This window comes from Streptomyces sp. a15, assembly GCF_059026085.1.
The window spans coordinates 1-24963 of sequence record NZ_JBWLKM010000106.1; the positions used below are offsets into that span (position 1 = coordinate 1).

Consider the following 24963-nt stretch of genomic DNA (forward strand, 5'->3'; position numbering starts at 1 on the left):
ACTACCTCGCGGTCGAACCCCCCACGTCACTCCAGAAAGCCAGCTAACTCAGTCTCCACGAAACCCGGGGCTTGACAGGAGGTTGGTGGCCATCAGGAGAGGAACGGACATTGTTCGATCCCGGCAAAGTGCGCACCACGCGCTACCGATACCGGGGAACGGTCATCCCTTCACCCTGGCCGACCACCGGATGAAGACAACTGTCCATGGTTGAACGGGACTTGTGGAGCGCCCGGTGCGGTGAGAGCCGCACGCCGGATGCGGGAAGCGGCTCCGGGGAAACGGCTCGATCGAAAGACGAGACCGCGCCCCGGGCCGACTTCACCACCGGATGTTCTGCCATATCACCGCCAATTGGCGCGGTCGGCCGCTGACCAGCTACCAAGTCGTGCTCGAGACGATCGCCGCAACGACTACCGCGACCGGGCTGAGGATCGGCGCCGAGCTGGACACTGGCGACTACGCCCTCGGCACCACCGTCACGACCGCCGAGTTCCGTGCCCTGCCGATCACACCCGATGCGTTCCATGGCAACTGGAACTACACCCTGGCCCCGCATCCCCCAAGCCCTTCCGAAGAACCGGCGACTCGTCGGCCGATCGATCCCGCCATGACCTTGATGCTCACCGATCCCACGCTGACCGGCATGGCTCGCTCGGAGTTCGCACACCTCGTGGCGGTCTCGGAACCGTACTGGGACGCCCTGGCCGAGGCAGCCTTCCGGCGTCGCTTCCACCGCCCCCGGGGCTACCTCCATCCGCAGACCAGCAGCCTGGACCACTTCCACCGACTGCTTGCCGCACTCCTGCGCCGCCAAGGCCGTAACCAGCACCCTGATGGCCCAGATGCTGAGCGTCACACGCACCAACCTGTCCAACCAGTTCCAGGACGGCCACCGAATTCTCGACCTGCATCGCGTTGCCGTCACACCGATACCTGGCTCACCTGCGCGCACGCTCCAGCAACTGCAAACTCGTCTGACGTCCGTGGAGGACACCCCAACAGGTCAACTCTGACAGTTATTTATGGACAAGCCCCGGAGGTGCCGGTGTACTGCCGCTGTACGCCGACCGAGCGGGTGCCCCTCTTGATGGCACGAAGCCACGAACTCCAGCCCGGACCGCATCCGCAGCCCAGTCGGCCTGGTTCAGCAACCGCTGCATGCCGTCCGGGCACAGCTGACCAGCCTGCTCGACGCCGACGCGGCTCCGACCGACGGAAATCCCCATCGACACGAGCATGCAGAGCGTCCAGGCCGGCCGCCCAGCGGTGCACCTCATCAACCGTGACGTCCCCAACCCGTGCCCAGTTCAACGAGCAGCCCGACCACCCGTCACACCAATTGCGGATGCAGTATTAGGCCGTTCGGACCGAGTTTCCCGCCACCTGGCGCGGTGAGGTTTGCAACGCGTCCTGGTGACTGTCATTACTGATCCAATCCAAACGCTTGGTTCCGGTGGGCCCTTCGATTCATGGGTAGGCAATGAAGGCAGAGAAGGACCCAACGTGCAGCCGGAAGGGCGCTGTGGAGAGTGCGCGGGCATTCGCGGCTCTGATGTTACGGCGCCGCCACCGAGCCTTCTTCTGGGTTGCCGGAGTCGTCGGTCTGTTGTCCGCGGCGTCGGCCGGTTTCCTGGTGTGGGAGGTCCGCGCGGTCCAGAGCAATCTTGCTGCGGCTCAGGTGGCCACTGACCGACTGCAAACGGAGATGGCCCGTCATCGCCGGCCCTCAGCCGAGGGGTTGGGCGACATCCGGAGACACACAGCTGCCGCCCGGAGCGCGGCCAGCACGCCGGTGTGGAGCGTGGCCGAGGGCCTCCCACTGATGGGTCCACCGCTCCGTTCTGCCCGGGGGCTGAGTGTCGCCGCCGACGAGATGGCCACCGGGGTGCTGCCGGAGGCTGTGCGACTGCATCAGATGCTCGCGTCCGGCCGGATCGTGTCCCACGGTCGCGTCGACCTCCGTCGGCTTTCGGCTGCCACGGACCTGCTGGGGAATGTGGACCGTCAGCTGACCGGAATCGAGACGAGTTTGAATGGCCTGCCCGGCTCGACAGTGGTCGGTCGCCTCGACATGGCACGGCAGCGGCTGTCCGACAGAGTGGCACGCCTTTCCGACTCGGTCTCCGAGGCGGAGGCGACGACGCGGCTGCTGATGCCTCTTCTGGGTGCCTCGGGGCCACGCTCCTACTTTCTGGCCTTCCAGAACAATGCCGAGGCCCGGGGCACCGGTGGCCTCGTAGGCACCTTTGGTATCTTGACCGCCGACCGTGGTCGCATCACTTTGCACGACTTTGCATCGGATGACACGCTGCCGCGCACCTCCACCCCCGTGGCGAACTTCGGACCGGCGTTCGACCGCCGGTACGGAGCTGCTGAGAGCACGCAGGGGCTGGCCAATTCCAATCTGTCCGCTCATTTTCCCTATGCGGCGCAGATCTGGGTGGGCTTGTGGCAGCGGCATACGGGGCAGCGTCTCGATGGGGCCATCGCGACCGATCCTGTGGGACTCGCCCGTGTCCTCAGAGCCACGGGGCCGGTCCGACTTCCGGACGGAAAGCAGCTGACGGCGGATAACACCGTAGAGCTCACCGAGAGCACCCTTTACGCGTCGTACAGCAACATCGAACGAAAGCGTTTCCTGGTACAGCTCGCACAGTCAGTCGCTGCTGCCTTGCTGGGTCACCACCATGATTCGGTGGCCCTCCTCCACACACTGCGGCAGAACGCCGACGACGGCCGACTGCGTGTGTGGAGCAGAGATGCCTCCACCGAGTCGGCACTCGAAGAAGCCGGGCTGGCCGGCGACGTCCCCGAGAGAACAGGGCCGTTCGCCTATCTCGTGGTCAACAATTCCGCAGGCAACAAAATGGACTACTATCTGCGGCGGTCGCTGACCTACGAGCTTGGTCCTTGCGAGGGCGGTACCCGTTCCAGCATGGTGCGAATCAGGCTGACAAACACCGCTCCCGCTGCGGGCCTGCCTGCCCTCGTACCTCTCCGTTCCGACGATCCCCGGCGCTCACACCTCCGGGGGTCCACAAGCATCTGGCTTTCGCTGTACGCCAGTTCCGGTGCGCGGTTCACCGGTGGGACCCTGGACGGGCGGCGACTTCTGTTGTCGTCGACCGAGGAGCGCGGTCACCCCGTACTCGGGACGCAGGTGGAACTCCTGCCCGGTCAGACGCGAGAAGTGGACATTCGTCTGCTGGAACCGGCTTCGGACCGCGCCCCCGTGGTGCCCTTGCAGCCGTTGGCATGGCCGCAGACCACCAAGGTGCGTATCCAGCCGTGCGTGAAGTAGTCGGGCCGCTTGAGTGAACCTCAAGGGGCGCACGCCCGCTCAAGAAGGGTGCAGCGGGACTCATCCAGCCGAGCAGCGAAATCGTACCCACAGCAAGTCAAGTCTGCCAGAACACAAGAAATATTCTGATCCACCCAAAAGGATGCGGCGGCGTCCGTGGACATGCCGTCGGCAAAGTGTCGGAATAGGTCTTTGGCACATGACAACCTGCTGATCGGGGTTCACCTTGCGTGGGGAATGCGCGGGCAACGACAAGCTGACAGCGGTTCATCCTGCGGTGTTCCACACCGCACAGGAAAGCCGCGTTGTGCCGGGTGGTTGGTCTGGCGTTGCCGCCCGGTACCGCCGACCGGCGGTGCAAGCCGCCATAGACGCGATCGCATGGACTTGCGGCCTGTTGATTGCCGGCCTGACCACCAGCGGCGCTTCCGATCCGCTCGTCGGACCAGGCGATCTGGTGATCATCTGTGCTGTCACATCGACAGCAGCGGTACTGGCCGGGGCCGTGTGCGGGCTCTACTCCGGGCGCTATCAGGCCGAGACCGGCGCGGAGTTGAGCGCGGTGCTGGTCTCCGCCGGGCTGACCGGGCTCCTTCTGGAGGGCATCTGCCAGGCGGGGCTTCCCCTGGTGGGCGACAAGCCAGGCGTGGCCGGCCTCGCCGCCCTGGTCGGCGTGCTTGCCATGATCACCGTGAGGGCCGCAGTCGCGGCCATCCGGCGCAGGCCGAGACGGCCCGCGCCGACCGCCGTCAAGGTGATCGTGTTCGGTGCGGGCAGCGCCGGAACGCAACTGGTGCAGCGGCTGATCGGTCAGCCTGGCGCGCGGTACCAACCGGTTGCCCTGCTGGATGACGACCCAGGCAAGCGCCGACTGCGGATCTGCGGTATCCGTGTGCGCGGCGGGCGGGACCGGCTCGCGGAGGTCGCTGCCGAGACCGGGGCGACGGTCATGGTGATCGCGATCGCCGGCGGGTGCCGGGGCGATCAAGTGATCCGCGAGCTGATCACGCTGGCCGAGTCGATCGGGCTGATCACGAAGGTGATTCCGCGCGTTGAGGAACTGGTCGCCGGACCGGCGCGGATCGACGACGTCCGCGACCCGCGGATCACTCAGCTGCTGGGCCGCGATCCGATCCGGCTGGACCTTGAATCGGCTGCCGGTCAATTCGCCGGACGCCGCATCCTTGTCACCGGCGCCGGCGGCTCGATCGGTTCGGAGCTGTGCCGCCAGTTGCACCGGCTGGGTCCCGCGTCGCTGGTGATGCTCGACCGGGACGAATCAGCTCTGCACGCGATCCAGCTCGCGCTGCACGGCCGTGCGCTGCTCGATTCCGACGAGGTCGTACTCGCCGACATCACAGATGCCTCCCGCATCCGCGAGGTCTTCGCGCAGTCCCGCCCCGAGATCGTGTTCCACACGGCGGCGGTGAAACACCTGCCGCTGCTCGAGCGGTATCCGGCCGAGGCGCTGAAGACGAACGTGGCCGGCACGCTGAACGTGCTGCAAGCGGCTGCGGCCTGTGGCGTGCGGTCGTTCGTGAACGTCTCCACCGACAAGGCGGCCGACCCGGTCAGTGTCCTCGGCACCTCCAAACGGATCACCGAGCGGCTCACCGCCCACATGGCCGGTGAATTCCCAGGGACCTGGGTGTCCGTCAGATTCGGCAACGTCCTGGGCAGCCGGGGTTCGCTGCTCGGCTCGCTGTCCGCGCAGATCGCTGCGGACGGCCCGGTCACCGTGACTCACCCTCAGGTCGCTCGCTACTTCATGACAGCCACCGAAGCCGTCCAACTGGTGCTGCAGGCCGTGACCGTCGGGGAGAGCGGTGAGGTCCTCGTCCTTGACATGGGAGACCAGGTCCGCATCGTCGACCTCGCCCGTCGCATGGCCGCCTCGGCATCGCGGCACGTCGAGATCGTCTTCACCGGGCTGCGGCCCGGCGAAAAGCTGACCGAGGACCTGCTGGGCAAGGGGGAGCCTGACCACCGGCCGAGGCATCCGCTGGTCAGGCAGGTGCCGGTGCCCGTACTCGATGCCGGTGAGGTCATCGGGATCGGTCACCTCACCGATGCCGATGAGGTACGCGCCGCCCTGGCGCGTCTCGCCGTCGCACCCGGCCCCGAGCAGTCGGCCGGCCAGCCCGCGCTGCCCGGCCAGCCCGGCCAGCCCGGCCAGCCCGGGAAAGCGGAGGCCAGCAGATGACCGCCCCGCCTCTGCCAGGCCGGTACCCGGCAGACCCGGTGATCCCGGAGGCGCCCGCTGCAGCGCCCGGCGGCGCCCGGGTCGGCGACCGGGTGCCTCACCGCAGGTCGTACCGCGGCAAGCGACCGCTGGACCTGGTCGTGGTCAGCCTGATCATCGTGCCGGCCGCTCTGCTCTGCGCGATCGCCGCGCTGGCGCACCTGCTCGCGCATGGCAGACCCGTACTGTTCCGGCAGCAGCGGGTCGGCCGCGACGGCCGCCCGTTCGTCCTGCTGAAACTGCGCACGATGCGGAGTGTTCCGGCCGGCGCGGAGAAACCGGGTGACGCCGATACTGCCCGGGTGACCGCGGTCGGCCGGGTACTGCGCCGCACGTCCCTTGACGAGTTGCCACAGCTGGTCAATGTGCTGCGCGGACAGATGAGCCTGGTCGGGCCCAGGCCGACCTTGCCCTACCAGGTAAGCCGGTACACCGATCGTCAGCAGTTGCGGCTGCTGGCCACCCCAGGCCTGACCGGCCTGGCGCAGGTGCATGGGCGACAGCGGCTGAGCTGGCCGGAGCGCATCGAGTGGGATCTGCGTTACGTCCTCCGCCCGAGCTTCCGGCTCGACCTGGCCATCTTGTTCCTCACCGTCTGGACGGTCCTGGCCGGGGGCGGAGCCACCGCCAGCCACGACAACGATCCGATCGCCCGCAAACCAGAAGGGATGCTCTCAGGTGGCTGACAGCAACGTCCGGATCCGGCTTGCCAGTCCCGACCTCGGTGAGGAGGAGGGTGAGGCGGTACGCAGGGTCCTGCGCAGCGGTGTTCTCACCAACGGCGCGGAGAACGAGGCCTTCGCGCAGGAGTTCGCCGACCGGCATCAGGCGCGGTTCGGTGTGACGTTCTGCACCGGCACGGCCGCGCTGCATGCGATGTTGCTCGCCGAGGGCCTCGGCCCCGGCGACGAGGTGATCGTCCCGTCGATGACCTTCGTCGCCACCGCGACATCGGTGTGCCACGTCGGGGCCACCCCGGTGTTCGCCGACATCGACCCACGGACGTTCAACCTCGACCCGGTATCGGTCGCGGCCCGGATCACCCCGGCCACGCGGGCGGTCATGACCGTCCACTACGCCGGGCAGCCCGGTGACCTCGACAGGCTGGCGCGGGTATGCGGCGCGGCCGGCGTGCCGTTGCTGGAGGACGCCGCGCAGGCGGCCGGCGCCGAGTACCGCGGCAGACCGGTCGGCACCTTCGGCCGGTCGGCCATGTTCAGCTTCACCCCTACCAAGAACATCACCACCGGTGAGGGCGGCATGGTGCTGACCAACGACCCGGGCGTCGCGGAGCGGCTGAAACTGCTCCGCAACCATGGTCAGACCGGGCTGTACCAGCATGAGAGCCTCGGGTACAACTGGCGGCTGACCGAGATGCAGGCCGCGATCGGCCGGGTGCAGCTGCGCAAGCTGGACGGCATCCTGGGGCGCAAACAGCTGATCGCGGAATCACTGACCCGGCGGCTGGCCGGGCTGCCCGGCCTGACGACGCCGCATCAGCTACCCGATGCCCAGGGAAGCTGGATGCTCTACACCTGCCTGCTTCCCGGCGTCCGCGACCAAGTGCTCGCCGACCTGTTGGACCAGGGCATCGAAGCACGGATCTACTTCCCGTCGGTACACCGGCAGCCGATCTTCGCCCGGCGGGACGGCGGCACCGGGGACGCCGCGGCACTGCCGGTGACCGAGGCCGTCGCCCAGGCGATGCTCTCGCTGCCGGTGCACCACCGGCTGGCCGAGGCCGAGGTGACCGAGATCGCCGACGCGGTGACCACCGCCGTCGGCCGGGCAACCGCGTTGCCGAATGCCACGGATCAGCCGATGCCGGTCGGTGCCCGGTGACCGCGCATCACGAGCGGGCGTATACGACTTGGGCGCGATGGGCCAGAACCGCGCCCAGGTCCTGGCCGCGCTGCCCGGTGTGCGTCTGGTCACGGCCCGCGATCGGGACCTGACCGGCGGCACGGCGGTGCCCGGCCTGCCCGTGCTGCCGGACCTGCACCAGTCGCTCGCGCTGGACGTGGACTCCTGCAGGGGATCTGCGCGGACGCTGGGTGCTGGGGATCCCGTGATCGAACCGGACGGTCAGGGCTCCCGGGCCCTGGCGGGGACGCCGACGACCAGCTGACCGACGGCGACATCGCGGGTCACCAGAGCCGCGGCGCCGACCATGACGGACGGCCCGATCCGCCGGCCCTGCAGCACGGCGGCGTTACTGCCCACCGTGGACCCGGCGCCGATGGTCACGTTGCCGGCGATGTTGGCCCCCGGCAGGATCGTCACGAAATCCTCGAGCACCGTGTCGTGACCGATGCTGGCCTGGTAGTTGACCTGGACGTGTGCGCCGGTGACGGTGCCGGTGGAGATGAACGCCTGACCCAGCACAACGCAGCCACGCCCGATCCTGGCGCCGGGGGAGACAACCGCACGCGGGTCGATCACTGTCGCCGCTCGCAGGCCGCGGTCTTCGAACTCCCCGGCCAGCCTGCGGCGCGCGTCGGCGTCGGCGATCGCGACCACGAACTCATCCCGCTGCCCGCCGGACGCAGCCAACTGCCCGGGCAGCAGCACCGGGCAGCCGTCGACCGTGGTGGCTGCCGGGTGCTCGTCCACGAAAACCACCTCGGCTGCTGGGGCTGTCGCCCGCACCGCATCCAGCGTCTCCCTGCCGAAGCCGCCCGCGCCCACGATGTGCAGCGTCACAGCCGCGCCTCCGTCACCGGACCCCCGCGCCGCGCCGGTTCCGATACCGCGGCGAGGAACGCGCCCGCCAGCGCGGTCATGCCGTGATGCTGGTAGACCCAGCGGCGGCCGCGCTCGCCCATCCGCTCCCGTGCGGCCTCGCTCATCGCGGCCAGCCCGGCCAGCGCGCCCGCCATGTCCGCCGGTGACTCGGCGGGCACGCACACGCCGCCGCCGGACTCGCGCACCGGGCCGCCGGGCGCGTTGCTCGCGAACAGCACCGGCTTGCCGGACGCCAAGTAGTCGAACAGCTTGTTGCTGCTCAGGCCGTACTTGAAGACCGCGACATCGCGCAGGCAGAACAGCGTCACATCCAGCTCGGCCAGCACGGCCGGCACGGCCTGCTTCGGCACCGGCGGCCAGAACAGCACGTTGTCCAGGCCATGCCGGTGAGCGAGCCGCTGGCACGCGGCCTTCTCCTGGCCGTCGCCGACCAGCACCACGGCGATCCGCGGATGGCCGGCGGCTCGCAACTCCGCCGCGGCCGCGACAATGGTCGCCACCCCATTGGCCGGTCCGTGCGAGCCGATGTAGCCGGCGGTGAGACAACCGTCCTTGCGCAAGCGCCTGATCCGGTCGATCAGGTCGGCGGCCTGGTTCCCGGGGGCCGCGACGATCGGGTCGGCCGGCTGATCGGGATCCAACGGCCGGGGGAAGTCGGCGATCCCGTTCGGCACATAATGGATCTTGCCGGCCGGGACACCGCGAGCCTCCAGGTAGTCGGCGGCACCGGGCAGGAGGCAGATCACGGCGGACGCACGCCGACAGCAGAAGGACTCGACCAGCCGGAGCAGTCGGGCGGGCAGGCCGTCCGCGCGCAGCGCACCCATGTCGATCAGTGTTTGCGGCCACAGATCGCGCACCTCGAAGACGAAGCGGGTACGGCGGCCGCGGGCCGCCAGCCAGGCGGCGAGCACCGCGGCCAGGTGCACGGACGAGCCGACGATCACATCCGGCCGGTTGAGGTCGCGCTGCGCCGAGAGCACCCGGGCGGCGTAATGCGCCATGTTCAGCACGCGACGGTATCCGCTGCCGGTGTAGGGCGGCGTGCGGACCCAGACGAAGCGGACGCCGTCGATCGTCCGGGTGGCCACCTTCTCGCCGGGCGCGAGCCGTTCCTCGCGCCCGCTGAAATGGCTGAAGCTGCTGGCGAAGATGGTGACGTCGTGCCCCTTCGCCGCCAGCACTCGGCCCAGTTCGTAATGCCGGGTGCCGGCGGCGCAGTCCGGTGGCGCCGCGTAGTGGTTGAAGATCCAGATCCTCATGTCCTCACCTCCTTCGAAGCCGTCCTGTCGCATCTGACGGCGTGCTGAGCAATGCGCTCGTCGTGGGCCCGTGACCCCAGTACGTCGATGATCCTGACGGCGGCTTCACCGTCACCGAAGGGTGTTGGCGGCTCGCCGGCCGGCCGAGGCCTGGCCACTGCCGTCGGCAGCTCTCGAGGATCGGGCACCAGGATGTTCCAGCCGCCTTGCAGTGTCTCGGGCCACTCCGTCTCGGCGCGCAGTGTGCTGCACCCCTGAGCACAAAGGCCTTCTGCAGGCCGCCGGAGTCGGTGATCAGCCCGTCGGCTCCGGCCAGCGAGGCGATCATGCTCCGGCAGGGCAGCGGGTCGGTGGCGCGCAGTGAGCCACCCGACAGGTCGATGCCGAACTGCCGGGCTCTGGCGGCAAGCCGTAGGTGTACCAGCAGCCGAACGGGCTTGGGGCATGCGGCGAGCGCGGTCACCACCGCGGCCAGCCGGTCCGGATCGTCGGTGGTTGCCTGCCGGTGCACGGTGGCGATCAGGTACCGCCCCGGATGCCCGGTGAGGAACGGTGAAAGCCGCTCTCCACCCGGCGCCGCCCACTGGTCCCTGATCATCCGTAGCTTATCCACCATCAGATCGCCGACCAGCATCGAGCGGTCAGGCCCTCGGCGGCCAGATTGGCCATCACCACCGTGGTCGGGGCGAGCAGCAGGTCGGCCAGATGATCGGCCACGATCCGGTTGCGTTCCTCGGGCATCGTCCGGTCGAAGGACCGTAGGCCCGCCTCCAGGTGCGCGATGGGCAGTTCTCGTGCCGCCGCCGCGAGCGTTCCGGCGAGGGTGGAGTTGGTGTCGCCGTAGGTCAGTACCCAGTCCGGGCGCTCCCGCGCGAGTACCGGATCGAGCGCTGCGAGCATCCTCGAAGTCTGCTGACTGGCCGAGCCGACTTCCAGGTTCACGTCCGGAGGCGGGACGCCGAGCTCGTCGAGGAAGGATTGCGACAGCGGGTGGTCATAGTGCCGGCCGGTGTGCACGATCCGGTGCTCGTCGCCGCGGCGGGCGAGCTGCCACGCGGTCGGCGCCAGCTGGATGATCTGCGGACGTGCGCCGACCACGCTGAGCACCTTCACAACGGCGTTCCCCTGTCTTACCGGGCCGTCCATGCCGGAAAGCCCTCCCGACGCATGTGCATGCCGGCGATGACCGGCTCGACGTGGAGAAACGCTACTACTCTGCGTGGTCGACTTGCTACTTTTAGCGACTCGTGCCGCTACATTGTGCGTGCCGAGGCCGCGAGAACATCCGCCGCCCCTGCAATACCGATCCGTTTCGCGACTCCGGAGGCCGTTCCCTCGTGCAGTCGATCATGAAAGGTCTCCGCGTCCGGCTGCCGGGGGTGAGTCCCGCGGCGATCGGAGGAACGCTGGCCACGCGGCTGCTGGCCACGGCGATGACCTTCGCGGCGGGCGTCATCGCCGCGCGGGCCCTAGGGGTGCCCGGCAGGGCCAGTTTCGCGGTCATGATGTCGGTCCCCGCCGTGCTGAGCGTCGTCACGGTCCTGGGCGTGGACAACGCCAATGCCCGCTTCGCCGGAACCTCGCACACCGCGTTCCGGCAGATCGTCCGGTGGAGCGTGGCGTTCTCCCTGGTCGCCGGTTCGCTGCTGCCGGGGCTGTGGCTGCTGCTCGGTCACCTCTGGCCGGCCGTGCTGCTCGGCGTGCCGTTCCCGCTTGCGGTGGCCGTGGCCACCATGTGCCCGGTGACCTTGCTGACCACACTGCTCGGTATGGCCGAGATCGGACGTGGCCGGGTCGCGATCTACAACCTCGTGAGCACCGTCCCCGCAGCCTGCTACCTCGCCGGAGTCTGCGGCCTTCTCGCCGTGGGATCGCTGACTCCCACCAGCTGTTTCCTGTCGGCGCTGGCCGGGCAGCTGCTCTGCGGCGGGATCCTGCTGATCGCGGCCACCACCCGCGTCCACGCCGACGGCGAACCCCTGTCCGCCCGCACGTTTGGCAGCTTCGCCATCAGGGCCTACTTCCCGGATCTCATCCAATACGGCATGCTGCGCCTGGACGTGCCGTTGATCCACATGCTCGCCGGGGCGACGGCCGTCGCCGCGTACGCGGTGGCGCTGCCCCTGGCCGAGGGGCTGCTCCTGCTGCCGACGGCGGTCGGGCTGGTGATGTTCCCCGCGGTTACGTCGGGTGCCGTGGACGCGCGGGCGACGGCCAGAATCGCACGGACCGTGTTGGCTGCCGCCGCTCTTGCTGCAGCCGCCGCGGCGGCAGTCGCACCGGTCCTGATCCCAGCGGTCTACGGGCAGCCGTACTCCGATGCCGTGCCGGTGATCTGGGCGATGCTCCCCGGACTCGTGCTGTTCAGCGCGGCCCGCTCGATCCAGCCGTATCTGGCGGCCGTCGGCCTGCTCCGGCCGGTGATCGTGGCCACCGCGATCGGCGCGATCGTCAACATCGCGCTGCTCGTAGCCTTGATCCCCCACTATGGGGCGGTCGGTGCCGGCGTGGCCGACTCGGCCGGATACCTGGTGGTCGCGGCGCTGGTTGGCTGGGGCGCCTGGCTGGGTGTCCGCGCCCGCCGGGAGCTTACGGCCGAGCCGGTCATCGAGGAGAGATCAGCTGCCCCTGCGCGCCCGTCGGCTGAGCGATGGTCGGTCCAGACGGTCGCCGACCGCTGGCGGGGCGCGTACCCGAGGCCGGCGAGGTCCGGCCTGGCCGGTAGGGCAGACATGGTCGCGGCGGGGCTCCTGACCGCGGCGGGTGCCGCTTGTCTCGCGACGGCGTACCACCCCGCCGCCGGGCTCGTGGCCATCGCGCTGGCCTGTCTGATGATCCGGGACGCGGGTCTGTATGTGCTCGCGGCCGCGATTCCGTTCTCGCAGTCCGGCGTCGGCGCTTCGCTGATCACCCCAAGAGTGCTGGGTGCTCTGATGCTCATCTGCCTGCTGGGCCGTGTTGTCGCCGGCCGGGGGATCGCGCGGCCGAAGCTGATCGGCGTCCTGACCACCGTCGGCACGGTCGGTTACATGGTGGTCGCCGGCGCCGTGCTTGGCGACACCGATCCGCAGGATGCCGGCACATGGCAGTACCTGCTGCTTATGTGCGCGCCGCTGCTCCTGCTGCCACTGGTCGCCGAACCTGGACGGGCTCTCGACCGGGCGCTCCTGTTGTTCTGCTGCGGCAGCGTGGTTCTCGCCGTGATCGAGATCCTCCACGTCGACTCCGTCTTCGCGACGAGGACGGATCTCGCCCCTGTCGTCACCGCCGCTGTGGCTATGACCCAAGAGGCCATGGCCAACCACAACGCCGTAGGTGCCCTGTTCGTCATGGCGGCCGCAGTCCTGCTCGGGCGCTATCCGGCCGTCCGAGGGCGCCTGCCTCGACTGGCAACCGGCGCCGGAGTCGTCGTGCTCGCCCTGGGAGTTGCGTACTCGCTGAGCCGTGCGGCCTATCTGGCGGGAATCGCGGTCGTCGCGCTCTACGCCCTCCGCAGGTCAATGCGCGGCGTCCTGGCCCTGGGCTTCGGTGCGGCCTGCCTGGTGCCGTTGCTGCCCGCCGCGATCGCGGCCCGGTTCGGAACGATGCTCGGCGGCGGCACTCTGGACGCCGACTCTGCCGTACGGCTTGACCTCTGGAGCAGCGCCCTGCGGATATTCGAGGCCCACCCGGCTTTCGGTGTCGGATATCTGAACTTCGCCAGCCAGTTGCCCGCTTATTACCAAGCCACAGGTGATTACGAGGTCATGCTCCTACAGGTCCCGTCCCTGAATTTCGCGCACAACATCTACCTGACAGTGCTCTCGCAGACCGGCCTGGTGGGCATCGTCGGCATCGGCTCGCTTGTCCTGTTCGGCGCCCGCCGGGCATTGCACGCGGCCCGGTCCGGTGACCCTGCGGGCGAGGCGGCGCTGCTGGCCATGGTCGGTGCAGGGGTCTGCTCCCTGTTCGGCGAGGTCCTGCTGCTCCCCCCTCTGCTGGCCGGTTTGATGCTGATCATCCTGGCCGCGAAGCCGACTCCGGCCTGCGCGCAGGCACCGGTGGTCCGATGAGCACGTCCGCGACCGGGAGGCGGCGGCCGCTGCGCATCCTGCAGATCACCTCGGCCGCCGTCGGCGGAAGCTGGTTCCACGACCAGGTGCGGGGCCTTGCCGAGCTGGGCAACGAGGTGTGCGCGCTACTGCCCCGAGAGGGCCCGCTCGCCGACCGGCTGCGCGGGATCCCCGGCGTCCGGGTGGAAATCATCCCGTTCGGACTGCCCCGTCGGATCAGGCAGCTGCCAGCGTTGACGGCGGGGCAGTGGCGGCTGATGAAGTTCGTCAGGGCATACCGGCCGGATGTCATCCATTCGCATCTGATCATCGCCAAGCTCGTGGCCCGAGTGGCGTCGGCCGCCTACCGGCCGGCGCTGGTCGTGTCGCAGGTTCCGGGAGTGGTGCATCTACGGATGGCGCCTTTCTGGATCCTGGAGCGCCTTTCGCTGCGCCGGGACGATCTGGTGCTCGGATCCTGCCGGGCGATCGCCCGTCGTTACCAGGCCATGGGGGCGCGGTCGGTGGCGGTCAGCTACTACGGCTGCGACGTGCACCGGTTCGATCCGGCAACCTCGCCGGAGCCGTTCCGCCGTGAGTTCGGGCTCGCCGCCGACACGCCGACCATCGGCATGGTCGCGTACATGTATCCGAGCAAGTCGCGGGCGTTTCGTCAGGTCGGTGTCAAGGGGCACGAAGTCTTCATCGACGCCGTTCCGCTGATCCTGCGACACATCCCCGATGCCAAATTCTTCGTGGTCGGCGACGAACTGGTCGGTGACGGGGCGTACCGGCGCGAGCTGGAACGCCGCGCCGCCCGGCTCGGTGTCGCCGACCGGATCCGGTTCACCGGCTTCCGGTCCGACATCAGCTCGGTCATGGCCGGGCTGGACGTACTGGTGAACCCGTCGATGGAGGAATCCGCCTGCTACACCGTGGTGGAGGCGCTGCTCATGCGTAAGGGTGTAGTGGCAACCGAGGTCGGTGGCCTGCCGGACACCGTCCAGCACGGCCGCACCGGCCTGCTCGTTCCGCCCGCCGATCCGGCGGCACTGGCACAGGCCGTGACCGCGCTGGTCGCCGATCCCGCAGCGCGTCTGCGCATGGCCGGCCGCGGACGTGAACTCGCCCTCCGGCAGTTCGACATCGCCGAGACAGTCAGTCAGGTGAACGATCTGTACCACCAGGCACTGGCCGCGCGAGGGCGTCGCAGGCAGCTCCGCCGGGAGAATCCAGCGTGAAGGACGGTACACGGACCGGAACGACGCTGCTCGGCATGGCGGGGGAGGCGGTGCGCGAGCTGCGGCGGCCGAGTCTCTCGGCCGCCGCGACGACGCTGCCGGGTGACATGCCGACCGACCAGCCGGGCAGGTACCCGCTCGACCTGCGGCCGATGACCGCCGGGAACGTGCTCGACCACGAGCGCCTGGTGGTGACCTGTGCTGCGACCGGCGCGAGCTACCGAAACCCGGTCTCGGTCACCCTGTATGTGCTCGCACAGCACACCGGCGCGCTCGCCGGCAGCCGGCAGCCGGCACCCGGCCGCCCCGGACGAACGGCCGACGGGTATCCAGGCTCTGCTGACCCAGGCCGGATGGCTGCGCGCCAGCCAGGACAGCAATGGGGCTGGCGATATCCGGTACCGCTGCCCCGGTACCGGGTGCGCCCGGGCTGGTACTCGGCCATGGCCCAGGGCCTGGCGGTGTCTGTGATGCTGCGCGGATACGCCACGACCGGCCAGCGGTCCCTTCTCGATGCGAGCGAGGGTGCGGTGGAACTGATGCTCCGGCCGCTGGACGCGGACGGTTGCTCGCACTGCGATCACCTGGGGCGCCCTTTTCCCGAGGAATGCCCGTCGGACCCGGTCAGTCACATTCTCAACGGAGCGGTCTTCGCCCTCTTCGGACTCTGCGAGCTGAGCCGGCATCAGAGCGGGACTGCCCACGAGCGTGTGGCGGACCGGCTCCGCGACTCGCTGGCCGCGTTCGACCTGGGGTACTGGACCAGGTACGACCTCCGGCACACCGCGCCCGCCAGCTTCGCGTACCACTGCCTGCACGTCGCGCTGCTGACCGCGGCCGGAGAAGTGCTCGCCGACCCGCGATGGCCGGCGGTGGCCATCGCGTGGGACCGCTACACGCGCAGTCCGGCCGGCCGGCTGCGGGCTGCGGCGGGCAAGGGCCGGTTCGTACTCAAGGAGCGCCGTGCCCGGTCATGACCAGGCCCGACGGCTGGGCATGTGCGATGCGCCGGCCGCGCCGCTGCGCGTCGTCCTGCTCGCGTCGGCCACGTCGGCGCACACCCGGCGATGGGCGGACGATCTGGCCATGCTGGGGCATGAGGTGACGGTCTGCAGCTGGCATGAGCCGGGCCTGGGTTCCGACGGCTGGCGAGCCGTGTCCGCCCCCGGCGGAGCGTGCCGGCCGTTGCGCGTGCTGCGCGCGGGGCACTGGCTGCGCCGTGAGGTACGCCGGGCGCGGCCGGATGTCATCCACGTCCATTCGCTCGGGGTGCACGGGGCGCTCTCCCTTCTGCTGCCGGTCCACCCGGCAGTGCCGGTGGTGATCACTCCGTGGGGATCCGAACTGCGTGCGGCGGACTGGCGTTCCGGCCGGGCGCTGGTCGCTCGGCTGGCGCTCCGGCGGGCCGCACGCGTGGTGCCGACCTCCCGGGAGGTGGCTGAGCTGGTCGCGAGCCGATACCGGGTCCTCTCTTCACGGATCACGGTCCTTTCCTGGGGGGTACCGGACGCGCTGCTGGATGCCGGAAACGACGCCGATCCCCGGCTGACGCGCGCGAAGTACGGCATTCCGGCCGGAGCCACGGTCGCGCTGTCGGTCCGCAGCACGTCGGAGGTGTACCGGACCCACGAGATTCTCGCGGCATTCACCCGTGTCGCACGGGTCCGGCCTGACCTGTTCCTCGTGTTGGTGGCGGGTCACCAGCCGGCTCATGCCGCCGCCAGACGCGCGCAGCAGGAATATCTCGCGCTATTGCGTGCCCGGGCACATGATCTGGCCGGCCGGGTCGCCGTCATCGATCAGCCACTCGGTCAGGCCGAGATGTTCAGCCTGATGCGCGCAAGCGATGCGGCGATTTCGGTTCCCCAGGCCGACCAGCGAAGCTCATCGGTGCTTGAAGCCGCGGCTGCCGGATGCCGGCTGCTGCTCTCCGACATCGCGCCCTACCGAGAACTGGTGGAGGACGGCCTGCTGGCGGACCTGCTTCCCGATCCGCTGGTCAGGACCTTGGCCGACGCTCTCTCAAGCGCGGGGCCACTGGATGAAGCTGATCGCCTGTCCAATCGGAAGCTGATCAGCCAGACCGAGCGCGGCTCCCTGAAGGTCGCGGAACTCGAACGGCTGTACAGGGATGTGGCCCGCGCGGGGGCGGTGTGATCAAGACCCGCTTATGCGGGGGGCAACGAGGAGTGAGTACCTCGTGCCGGAAGGCGCCACCGCCCACTGTCCGGTTCAGCGGGTGGTGCGGCTCGGCGGCTGTGCCGGAACAAGGGCGACGCGGAACATCTTGGGCCAGAACTTGCCCGTTAGAAGAAATTGGCCCGTTCCGGGGACGGCCGCGATGCCGTTCAGGGTGGAGCCGGGGACGAGTTGGTCGGCGTGCAGGAGGCCCGAGGCGTCGATGCTCGCCGTCACCGCGCCGGTGATGGGGTCGATGCGCACGATGCGTTCGGTGGGCAGCACGTTGGCGTAGACGGCGTGGTCGGCGCACTCCAGCTCGTTCACTCCCGTCACCGGCCGGCCGTCTTCGGTCACGGTGACCTCACCGTTCTTCGCGAGGGTGCGCGGATCGCGGAAGGTCAGTCGTGCCGAGCCGTCGCTCGTCACCAGCTGCTGCCTGCCGCGGTCGAAGCAGATGCCCCAGCCTTCGTCGGGGTACGGGACGCGGCGCAGCTCCCTCAGTGTCGTCGCGTCCCGCTCGATGGCGATCCGGTCCCGCCAGGTCAGCTGCCACAGGGTCCGACCCAGCAGGGTGATCCCCTCACCGAAGAGAGGAGCGGGAAGGCTGGTGTGCACCCTGGGTGGCTTGCCAGGGGACCCGGACCGCACGGAGGACTGACCGGACAGCCCGGTGCCCTCGTAGAGCGTGCCGCCGGCCATCTCCAGGCCCTGAGTGAACGATTTCGGGTCGTGGGCAAGGGCTTCGAGGACCTTCACTCGCAGGCGTTCGACCCGGTGGGGGCCGACCTGTCGCACGTGCGTCTGGCTTCGGCCGGCCGGATCGTCGGCCACCGCTTCGACGTCCCGCTGGTCCGTAAGCGGCTCCGATCGGGTGAGCAGCCCGGTGGCTGCGATCCAGACGGAGCCGGTGACCAGGAGCGCCGCGATGGCCGGCACGGCGTGTCTCAGTGTGCGGCGACGGCCCGCCGCAGGGTTGCCGGAACGACTGGTTCTAGGCAAGCGGGCGGCGTCCTGGCCCGGGCCAGGACGCCGTGGTTCCGCCGTGTGCACCTACTGATCTTTCAGGAACTGCGACGACGGCGTACGGCCAGCACCGTGCCACCGCCCGCCATGAGCAGGGCGGTCGCCGTGCCGCCGATCAGCAGCGCCTGTTCACTGCCCGTCGCCGCGAGCCCCTTGCCGTTCTGGTCCGATCTCGGCGAATTCGACGGCTCGACGGCTGCGGGGAGTTCGTGGGCATCGTTGCGGCCGCCGCCATCTCCGTGGTGCCCACCGTACCCTGGCTCGTCAGGGTGCCCGGGCTTGCCCGGGTGGTGGGGCGGCTTTGGGGTCGGGGTGGGCGTCATGCTGCCCTGCACGTAGATGCTGACGCCGACACTCTGGTGGGGGTGCTTGGAGGTGAGCCGGAAGACGTGCCAGCCGGAAGTGGTGTCCGCCGGGATGGTCACGGTCCCCGCAACCGAGCCGTCGGCCCGGGCCCGGAAGTGGCCGAGCACGACCGGGCGTGATTCCAGCAGCGCCGTGACGTCCGCCCCGGGCTCGAACACGCCGGGGATGGTACTGAAGCTCAGCTCCTCCCCGGCTGTCACCGTGGTGGTGCTGACGGACAGGGGCGGGGTCGACGGCGGGTACGGCTGTGCCGAGGCGGCCTGCGCCCCGATCAGCGGTACCGCGATGAGAATGGCAGTCGATGCCGCCGATGCCAAAGCGGCCCGCCATCTGCGCGATGCTGTCATCTTCTTCCATCTCCTCGACTTGGGTCCGGGCCTGGTCGTGCGGCGGCCGCGATTCGGGTGGGCACCAATACCTGGATACATGGCGCAAATAGAACATAACGACATTTATTGGTTTGATGGCGCAAGAAGTCACCGGATTGGGGGAGTCCCGGCTCGCACGGTGTGCGTCGCGGGTCTTTCGAGGGGGCGACACGGGGGGTGGCTCCCTCGCTCGAAGAGTCCGAGTCCCTATGGTCGACTGCGTCCATAGGGAACAGAAGCCCCAATTCAGGTGGTTCCCTCAGTCCCGTGAGGGGTGCAGCTTGGATCTCCAAGGATTCCTGAAGGCTCTTGCCAGACGCTGGCCGACGGTCGTGGTCTGTCTGGTTCTCGCGGTCGGGGCGGCGCTCGCCGTGACAAGCGTGAGCACCCCCGTCTACGAGGCGAGGACGCAGCTCTTCGTCGCTACCCGCACCGGTGAGAACACCATCGATCTGAACCAGGGACAGACGTTCTCGCAGGCGCGTGTGCAGTCGTACGCCGAGATCGTGAGGACCCGTCAGGTCACCGCTCCCGTGGTGAAACGGCTGCGGCTGCGCATCACCCCGGAAGAGCTGGCGTCCCGGATCACCGCCGTCGTTCCGCTCAAGACCGTGCTCATCGACATCACCGTCCGGGACACCGAGCCCCGGCGCGCGGCACGTATCGCCAATACCGTTGCGAGTAGGTTCAGTTGGGTCGTCGAGCAGTTGGAGACCCCCAAGGAGCCGGCCCCCTCGACACTGCCCGAAACGGGTGACAAGGCCGAGCATGCCGCGCCTGTCCCACCGGTCTCCCCGGTCTCCCTGGGCGTCACCGAGGAAGCCGTCGCCCCGACCTCTCCCACATCGCCCCGCCCGTTGCTGAACCTGGCCGCGGGTGTGGTCGGCGGCCTGCTGCTCGCTGCCGGGCTGGTCGCCCTCCGCGAGACGCTCGACACCACGTTCAAGACGAGCGAGGCACTGGGCGCATTCACCGCTCTGCCCGGCCTCGGCACCATCCCGTACGACAGGACCGCCCCAAGGCAGCCGCTGGTCAGTGCCGACGGGCACTCCAAGCGCGCCGAGGCGTTCCGCAAACTGCGTACCAACCTGCAGTTCTCGCAGGTCGACGATCCGCCGCGGATCATCGTGGTGACGAGCTCGGTGCCTGGTGAGGGCAAGACGAACATCGCGATGAACCTCGCCCGCTCCCTCGCCGAGGCAGGCGTCTCCACCTGCCTTGTGGACGGCGACCTGCGCCGCCCGTGCGTGGCGCCCGCTTTCGGCCTCGTCCAGGACGGGGGCCTGACCACGGTGCTCATCGGACAAGCCCGTGTCGAGGATGTGATGCAGCAGGTCGCCGGCGGGCTCTCGGTGCTCGCCAGCGGCGCTGTGCCGCCGAACCCCGCGGAACTGCTCGCCTCGGCGCGTATGAAAGAAGTGCTGCGCGAGCTCGCGGACGTGTACGACGTTGTGATCATCGACACTGCGCCGCTGCTGCCGGTCGCCGACACCATGGGACTCGCCTCTCTCACCCAGGGTGCGCTGCTTGTCGTACGGGCCGGGAAGACCAACCGGGACCAGGTGCGCACCGCCACGGAATCGCTGGAGCGCGTGGGGGCGCGCGTGCTCGGCACCGTGTTCAGCATGGCTCCGGTTCCCAAGGGCGGCCGTTATGGCCGCTACGGCGCCTACGGGCAGTACGGCGAGCTGCCCGCTCCGCGTACGTCGGCCACGCCGGAGGGGACGGCCGCCTCCGCGGTGACTCTTCCCACGGACGGGAGATGACTCGGATCCTGTTCGTCTGCACGGGCAACGTGTACCGCTCGGTGCTCGCAGAGCGCCTGTTGGCGGCGAAGCTGCCGCCAGGCTCGGCCCTGCGGCCGGAGAGCGCCGGCACGGAGGCGTGGCACCGTTTCCGTATGGAGGACACCACTCGGGCGGTCCTGGAGGAACTGGGCGCTGATGGCTCCGGATTCGCCTCCCGCCCGCTCACCGCACAGCTCATGGCGGGCGCCCCGCTGGTCCTCGGGCTCGCGCGCGAGCACCGCGAGGCGGCCGTGCGCCTCGCGCCGGCGGCGCTGCGGCGCTGCTTCACTCTGAAGGAGTTCGTGCGGCTCGCGGACGGGGGAGCCGCAGGGGGTGGTGGGGGCGGATTCGAGGCCGTGGTGGCAGCGGCTGCCACCCGCCGCGGTGCCGCGGCCCCAGTCCCGCCGGCCGAGGACGACATCCCGGACCCCTGGGGCAGGCCCCGTGAGGAGCTGTACGAGTGTGCCCTGGAGATCGACAGGGCGGTGAGCGGGCTGGTCCGGCTGTGGGCGATGCGTCATTAGTACTGCAGTTGCGGTTGGGCCTTACCCCAAGGCCGGGTAGTTAGCGTTTTCGCAGGTCACGCAAGTGGGGTTGGGGACTATGGTGTTGCGGCGTAGAGGCCGGGGCCGAGTTTGTGGATGAGTCGACTGGCGGCCCATCGATTCAGTTGTCTGTACATGGTCTCCAGGGTGATGTCGCCGAAGTGGGCGGCGATGTCGCGGGGCTGCCAGAGACGCGTGGGGTCTTCCTGGAGCAGGGCCGGGATGCGGTGTCGGCGCCGCGCGGCGGGGGTGGCGTGCCGGTCGTCCCGGGACGCCGAGGGAAGTGCGGGTGAGTGATTCACGGGTTCGAGGACGGTGACGTCGAGGCGGGTGACGGTGCGGCTGGTGTCGGGGCGGCCGTCGGCGTGGCGCTCGCTGTAGCGGGACATCGGTGACTTGACCTTGCGGGTGCTGACCCGTTGCCGGCGGGGCGGAGCAGGCCGGTCAGGATCCGACGGCCGATCGTCCCGAGGAGCGTGTCCCGATCGGTGTCCGTGGGGATGATGCCGGTGGCCTGGATCACCTGGTCGCGGGCGGTGTGGAGCGTAAGGCTGAAACAGCAGCGGTCCGGGTCGGTGCCGGGGAGGGACTCGGCGGCACCGACCATCACGGTGCGCAGGGCCTGGTAGAGCGTGAGCAGTGACCACATCTCCTGCTCGACGCCTGCCGGGTCACCCGAGCGGAGGTTGTGCCCGTTCATGACCGTGTGGCGGAGCGCGTAGTACGCGGATTCGTGTTCCCACCGTTGATGAGGCTCTGTCCCCTCGGTGTAACTCCCGCGCGACCGCCGCAAGGCGGCAATCGGAGCCGTATGGGAGGTGCAGCGTCCGCTGTGGAGTTGGTGGGCGCGAGACCGGCGTGACGCTGGTCAGGCGGCACGACGGTTGATCTCACTTTGCACAGTCCCAATGGCTGCGAGGGCCCCTGCGATCGCGGCGCCTTGCCGACGGGACAGGTCCAGCAGATCGTCCAAGGGCATCTTCCTGCTGTTGAGTTTCCGGCGGAAGTCGGGTCTTGCGTCTCTGCACGCTCCTGGTGCTGGGCAGCGGCGCCTCCCAGGTCTGGCAGGCGTTGTCTTCTGGTATGCGTCGATATGGGCGACGAGCGAGTGCGGGCTGCGGCGCGACGGCTTCGCACATGATCGGGCGGACAAGTCCCAGAGGTGTCCGCACCCCGGCGGCTAATATCGAACACTGACCGAAAACTCGGCCCCTCGCTTTCCGGTCGGGCGCAGTCCGTTTCCGGGCCACGCGAGCCTACAGCGCGTCATGGTGTTCGCCGTGTGGAAGCACCGGTGTCCACGCGATGGGTGTGCTGCGGTCGCCTTGATGGACTGGCGGCGGGTCTTGCGCAGCCGGTTCGTCTGACGCCTGGAGAGGAATGGCTGCACGCTGGGCCTCGGGTGACGGACTGTGGCGGGTTTGGCGGGGTGGGGGGATGTGCATGCGGATGCGGCCTTTGCCTGCTCTTTTGGCCTCGTACATGGCTTTGTCGGCTTGGTGGAGGAGTTCGTCCGGTGTGACGCCGGGGCGCGCTACTGTCATGCCGATGGAGGCCGAGACGAGCGCCTCCTTGCCGGCGATCTGGTAGGGCTGTGTCAGGGCGGACAGGATTCGCTCGGCGACGTCTCTGGCACGCGAGGGGTGTGTCCCGGCCTCTCCCTCCAGAAGGGCGGCGAACTCGTCACCGCCGAGGCGGGCTACGGTGTCTTCGGCCCGTACGGATGCCTGGAGCCGACGAGCGGTGTGGACCAGGAGAGCATCGCCGACCGCGTGTCCGGCCGAGTCGTTGACGGCCTTGAAGCTGTCCAGATCCACGAAGAGCACTGCGGGCGGGGCTGTGCGAGTGGTCCGTTTCCGCAGGGCGTGCGCGACTCGGTCGGCGAAGAGGGCCCGGTTGGGCAGTCCGGTGAGCGCGTCGTGGAAGGCCAGGTGCTCGAGTTGTTCCTGCAGGGCGAGCCGTTCGGTCACATCGCGACTGCTGAAGATCATTCCCTCGGTGTGGTGGCTGACCGTCGATTCGACGTGGCGCCAACGTCCGTCGGCGTGGCGGACCCGGCAAGACACGCGGCGGCCGGGACCGCGGATGCCTGATGCGGCTTCCTGCCGCAGCGCCTCGACTGCCTGCATCAGCGGCGTCAGGTCGTCGGGGTGGCAGTACAGGGGCAGGCAGGCTCCGATCAGGTCTTCGGGCCGGTAGCCGAAGACGTGGTAGGCGGCAGGACTGACGTAGCGAACGCGGCCGTCCAGGCTGACGATCGTGATCACGTCGCGAGTGCCGTCGACCAGGGTGCGGTAAAGAGCCTCCCGGGTGGTGGCTTCGCGGGTGATGTGAAGGTGGTCGGCGTGGATGATGCCTTGCCGGATACCAAGCGCGACCAGCAGCGAGCCTGCCAGGACCATGAGGGCCATGTCGGTGTGGCCGCCGACCATGGTGTGGGCTGCCAGGGCAAGGGCGCAGACGGCCACGGGCACGAAAGCGGCCACGACCGCGACGACGGGCATGAGGCGCTGGTCGACGTCCACGACGCTGGTGCCTCCGGTCAGCCATGGGGCCACGGCGATGAGGAACAGACCAGTGATCGAACAGGCCGCCGCGCAAGGAATGCCGTACCAGGTGCCGGGGGCCGGCATGAGGATGCGCAGTATGTCGCCTGCAGACAAAGCGACGAGCGCCAGGGCACCCACCGTTGTCGCTGTGCGCTCAGGACGCTTCAGGGAGTAGCGCAGTGCCACCAGAAGTCCGAAGACCAGGATGTCCGTCACCACGCGTGCCAGATCCTGCAAAGAACCGAACGCATCGCCGCTTCGGTCGGCGCGATGCAGCAGCAGCACCCAGCCCACGGTGAGCAGCGAACCGGCGATCACCCATCCGTCCAGGACTCGCCGCAGCCAGATCAGCGTCGTGCCGCGGTCCGCAACTGCGAGCACCAGTCCGGCGACCGCCACCACCAGAGACAAGACGATTCCGGTGACCGCCAGCAGCTGGAGGACGAAGTGGACGCCACCAACGGGCTCCCCTCGAGAGGAAGAAAGCTGACCGACCACGAGATGGTGAAGGCCACCCGCTGCCGCAGAACCCGCAAAGAGTACGAGGCGAAGACGCACCCGTCCGGCGGCCGCCCGGGCACGCCCAAGGAGAGACAGGACGGCCAGACCATACGCAGCCGGCACTCCCGCAACGGCCGGGATGAACAGCGCCGCTGTCGCGCCCGCGCTTACTGCGGCCGCAAGCACAAATCCCAGCCCGAGAGTGTTGCCCCGCCCACAGGCTGCCGATGGCCAGCCGATACGAACGGCGTGCAACGAGCCCCACCAGCTGACCTTGCCCAACCTCACGCAAACCCCCGACGATCATCAAGCCCAAAGAGGGCAGGCACACCGTGTCCGGTCTGCTCCAGTCGAGAAGAGGATAGGGGGATGTCTAGCGGATATCCCCGTGAAAGGAGGTAAGTTCACCCGAAGAAAGGATTTATCCCTATGGGCTGACACCCTGCCAGTTGCTATTCGAACCGCGCTCCATGGCGCCTCGCGGCAGCCAGGAAACGTGGACGGTCGTGTCGGGTTCCAGTGTCGTACGGGCGTTTGACCCGGTAGGAGTTGTGGCGGACTCGCTTGACGACTCTGGGATAAGTGCGGTGGCGGCGTTCGGGATTGAGGCGCTGGAGGAGTTCAGCGGTGGCGCCGTGGCGGGCGATGTCCCGGCGGTCAGGGGGAAAGGCCGCCTGGTCGGTGATTTGGCGGCGAGTGATGCGCAGGGCGCGGAGGAAGGAGAGCCGGTCAGGGTCGAGTTGAATCGCCCCGGGTTTGATGGAGACATCGAAGACCCGGAAGGATGCCGATCATGGCTGCTCCCCGTAAGTACTCCG

The 24963-nt window shown here is 69.0% G+C and carries 18 protein-coding genes and 3 pseudogenes; 13 read left to right on the forward strand and 8 right to left on the reverse strand.

Annotated elements, in window-relative coordinates; genetic code table 11:
- Positions 1-316 precede the first annotated feature (316 nt).
- Positions 317-1036, forward strand: a pseudogene (locus AC5P09_RS46200) (ISAzo13-like element transposase-related protein); the annotation flags it as partial.
- Here AC5P09_RS46200 and AC5P09_RS46205 read toward each other — a convergent pair.
- Positions 1036-1275: pseudogene (locus AC5P09_RS46205) on the reverse strand (IS701 family transposase); the annotation flags it as partial. The pseudogenes AC5P09_RS46200 and AC5P09_RS46205 sit on opposite strands and share 1 nt — an antisense overlap.
- 529 nt (positions 1276-1804) lie before the next feature.
- Here AC5P09_RS46205 and AC5P09_RS46210 point away from each other — a divergent pair.
- The 5 genes from AC5P09_RS46210 to AC5P09_RS46230 all read left to right on the forward strand — a co-directional run bounded on the left by AC5P09_RS46210 (position 1805) and on the right by AC5P09_RS46230 (position 7674).
- Positions 1805-3304, forward strand: a complete 1500-nt coding sequence (locus AC5P09_RS46210; protein ID WP_493879681.1) for a DUF4012 domain-containing protein — start codon at positions 1805-1807, stop codon at positions 3302-3304.
- 277 nt (positions 3305-3581) lie between these two features.
- Positions 3582-5507 (forward strand): SDR family NAD(P)-dependent oxidoreductase, encoded by a 1926-nt coding sequence (locus AC5P09_RS46215; protein ID WP_493879682.1) that lies wholly within the window; start codon positions 3582-3584, stop codon positions 5505-5507.
- Between the two features lie 92 nt (positions 5508-5599).
- Positions 5600-6232 (forward strand): sugar transferase, encoded by a 633-nt coding sequence (locus AC5P09_RS46220; protein WP_493879698.1) that lies wholly within the window; start codon positions 5600-5602, stop codon positions 6230-6232.
- On the forward strand, positions 6225-7388 hold the full coding sequence (locus AC5P09_RS46225; RefSeq protein ID WP_493879683.1) for a DegT/DnrJ/EryC1/StrS family aminotransferase: 1164 nt from the start codon (positions 6225-6227) through the stop codon (positions 7386-7388). Before AC5P09_RS46220 ends, AC5P09_RS46225 begins: the two co-directional genes overlap by 8 nt.
- 37 nt (positions 7389-7425) lie before the next feature.
- Complete coding sequence (locus AC5P09_RS46230; protein ID WP_493879684.1) at positions 7426-7674, forward strand: hypothetical protein; 249 nt, start codon at positions 7426-7428, stop codon at positions 7672-7674.
- On the opposite strand, the gene AC5P09_RS46235 is transcribed toward AC5P09_RS46230, so the two are convergent.
- From AC5P09_RS46235 to AC5P09_RS46245, 3 genes and pseudogenes are all read right to left on the reverse strand, one after another.
- Entirely contained in the window at positions 7632-8249 is a 618-nt protein-coding gene (locus tag AC5P09_RS46235; RefSeq protein ID WP_493879685.1) for an acetyltransferase, read from the reverse strand. The genes AC5P09_RS46230 and AC5P09_RS46235 overlap by 43 nt on opposite strands.
- Complete coding sequence (locus AC5P09_RS46240; RefSeq protein WP_493879686.1) at positions 8246-9553, reverse strand: glycosyltransferase family 4 protein; 1308 nt, start codon at positions 9551-9553, stop codon at positions 8246-8248. Before AC5P09_RS46240 ends, AC5P09_RS46235 begins: the two co-directional genes overlap by 4 nt.
- A 4-nt stretch (positions 9554-9557) precedes the next feature.
- Positions 9558-10699, reverse strand: a pseudogene (locus AC5P09_RS46245) (UDP-N-acetyl glucosamine 2-epimerase).
- 203 nt (positions 10700-10902) lie between these two features.
- Between AC5P09_RS46245 and AC5P09_RS46250 the strand changes: the two are divergent.
- The 4 genes from AC5P09_RS46250 to AC5P09_RS46265 are packed head-to-tail and all read left to right on the forward strand — an operon-like array spanning position 10903 to position 16982.
- The gene (locus tag AC5P09_RS46250; RefSeq protein WP_493879687.1) at positions 10903-13605 is read left to right on the forward strand and encodes an O-antigen ligase family protein; all 2703 of its coding nucleotides are present in this window, start codon (positions 10903-10905) and stop codon (positions 13603-13605) included.
- Positions 13602-14825 carry a glycosyltransferase family 4 protein gene (locus tag AC5P09_RS46255; RefSeq protein WP_493879688.1) on the forward strand — a complete coding sequence of 408 codons (1224 nt, stop codon included), beginning with the start codon at positions 13602-13604 and terminating at the stop codon, positions 14823-14825. Before AC5P09_RS46250 ends, AC5P09_RS46255 begins: the two co-directional genes overlap by 4 nt.
- Positions 14822-15802 carry a D-glucuronyl C5-epimerase family protein gene (locus AC5P09_RS46260; protein WP_493879689.1) on the forward strand — a complete coding sequence of 327 codons (981 nt, stop codon included), beginning with the start codon at positions 14822-14824 and terminating at the stop codon, positions 15800-15802. The genes AC5P09_RS46255 and AC5P09_RS46260 overlap by 4 nt, the downstream gene beginning before the upstream one ends.
- Positions 15789-16982, forward strand: coding sequence for a glycosyltransferase family 4 protein (locus tag AC5P09_RS46265; protein WP_493879690.1), 1194 nt, complete (start codon positions 15789-15791; stop codon positions 16980-16982). The genes AC5P09_RS46260 and AC5P09_RS46265 overlap by 14 nt, the downstream gene beginning before the upstream one ends.
- Positions 16983-17057: 75 nt before the next feature.
- Here AC5P09_RS46265 and AC5P09_RS46270 read toward each other — a convergent pair whose 3' ends face one another.
- A complete protein-coding gene (locus AC5P09_RS46270) occupies positions 17058-17942 on the reverse strand; it encodes a glutaminyl-peptide cyclotransferase (RefSeq protein WP_493879691.1) in 885 nt (294 codons plus the stop codon).
- A 125-nt stretch (positions 17943-18067) separates the two neighbouring features.
- Positions 18068-18742 carry a hypothetical protein gene (locus tag AC5P09_RS46275; protein ID WP_493879692.1) on the reverse strand — a complete coding sequence of 225 codons (675 nt, stop codon included), beginning with the start codon at positions 18740-18742 and terminating at the stop codon, positions 18068-18070.
- 302 nt (positions 18743-19044) lie between these two features.
- Between AC5P09_RS46275 and AC5P09_RS46280 the strand changes: the two genes are divergently transcribed.
- Both AC5P09_RS46280 and AC5P09_RS46285 read left to right on the forward strand, forming a co-directional pair.
- Complete coding sequence (locus AC5P09_RS46280) at positions 19045-20529, forward strand: tyrosine-protein kinase domain-containing protein (RefSeq protein ID WP_493879693.1); 1485 nt, start codon at positions 19045-19047, stop codon at positions 20527-20529.
- Entirely contained in the window at positions 20526-21074 is a 549-nt protein-coding gene (locus tag AC5P09_RS46285) for an arsenate reductase/protein-tyrosine-phosphatase family protein (protein ID WP_493879694.1), read from the forward strand. Before AC5P09_RS46280 ends, AC5P09_RS46285 begins: the two co-directional genes overlap by 4 nt.
- Before the next feature lie 77 nt (positions 21075-21151).
- On the opposite strand, the gene AC5P09_RS46290 is transcribed toward AC5P09_RS46285, so the two are convergent.
- Positions 21152-21484 (reverse strand): hypothetical protein, encoded by a 333-nt coding sequence (locus AC5P09_RS46290; RefSeq protein WP_493879695.1) that lies wholly within the window; start codon positions 21482-21484, stop codon positions 21152-21154.
- Positions 21485-22351: 867 nt separating this feature from the next.
- The gene (locus AC5P09_RS46295) at positions 22352-24142 is read right to left on the reverse strand and encodes a diguanylate cyclase domain-containing protein (RefSeq protein ID WP_493879696.1); all 1791 of its coding nucleotides are present in this window, start codon (positions 24140-24142) and stop codon (positions 22352-22354) included.
- A 590-nt stretch (positions 24143-24732) separates the two neighbouring features.
- On the opposite strand from AC5P09_RS46295, the gene AC5P09_RS46300 reads away from it, so the two are divergent.
- The coding region (locus AC5P09_RS46300; protein ID WP_493879697.1) for a hypothetical protein at positions 24733-24963 on the forward strand (231 nt) is incomplete at its 3' end.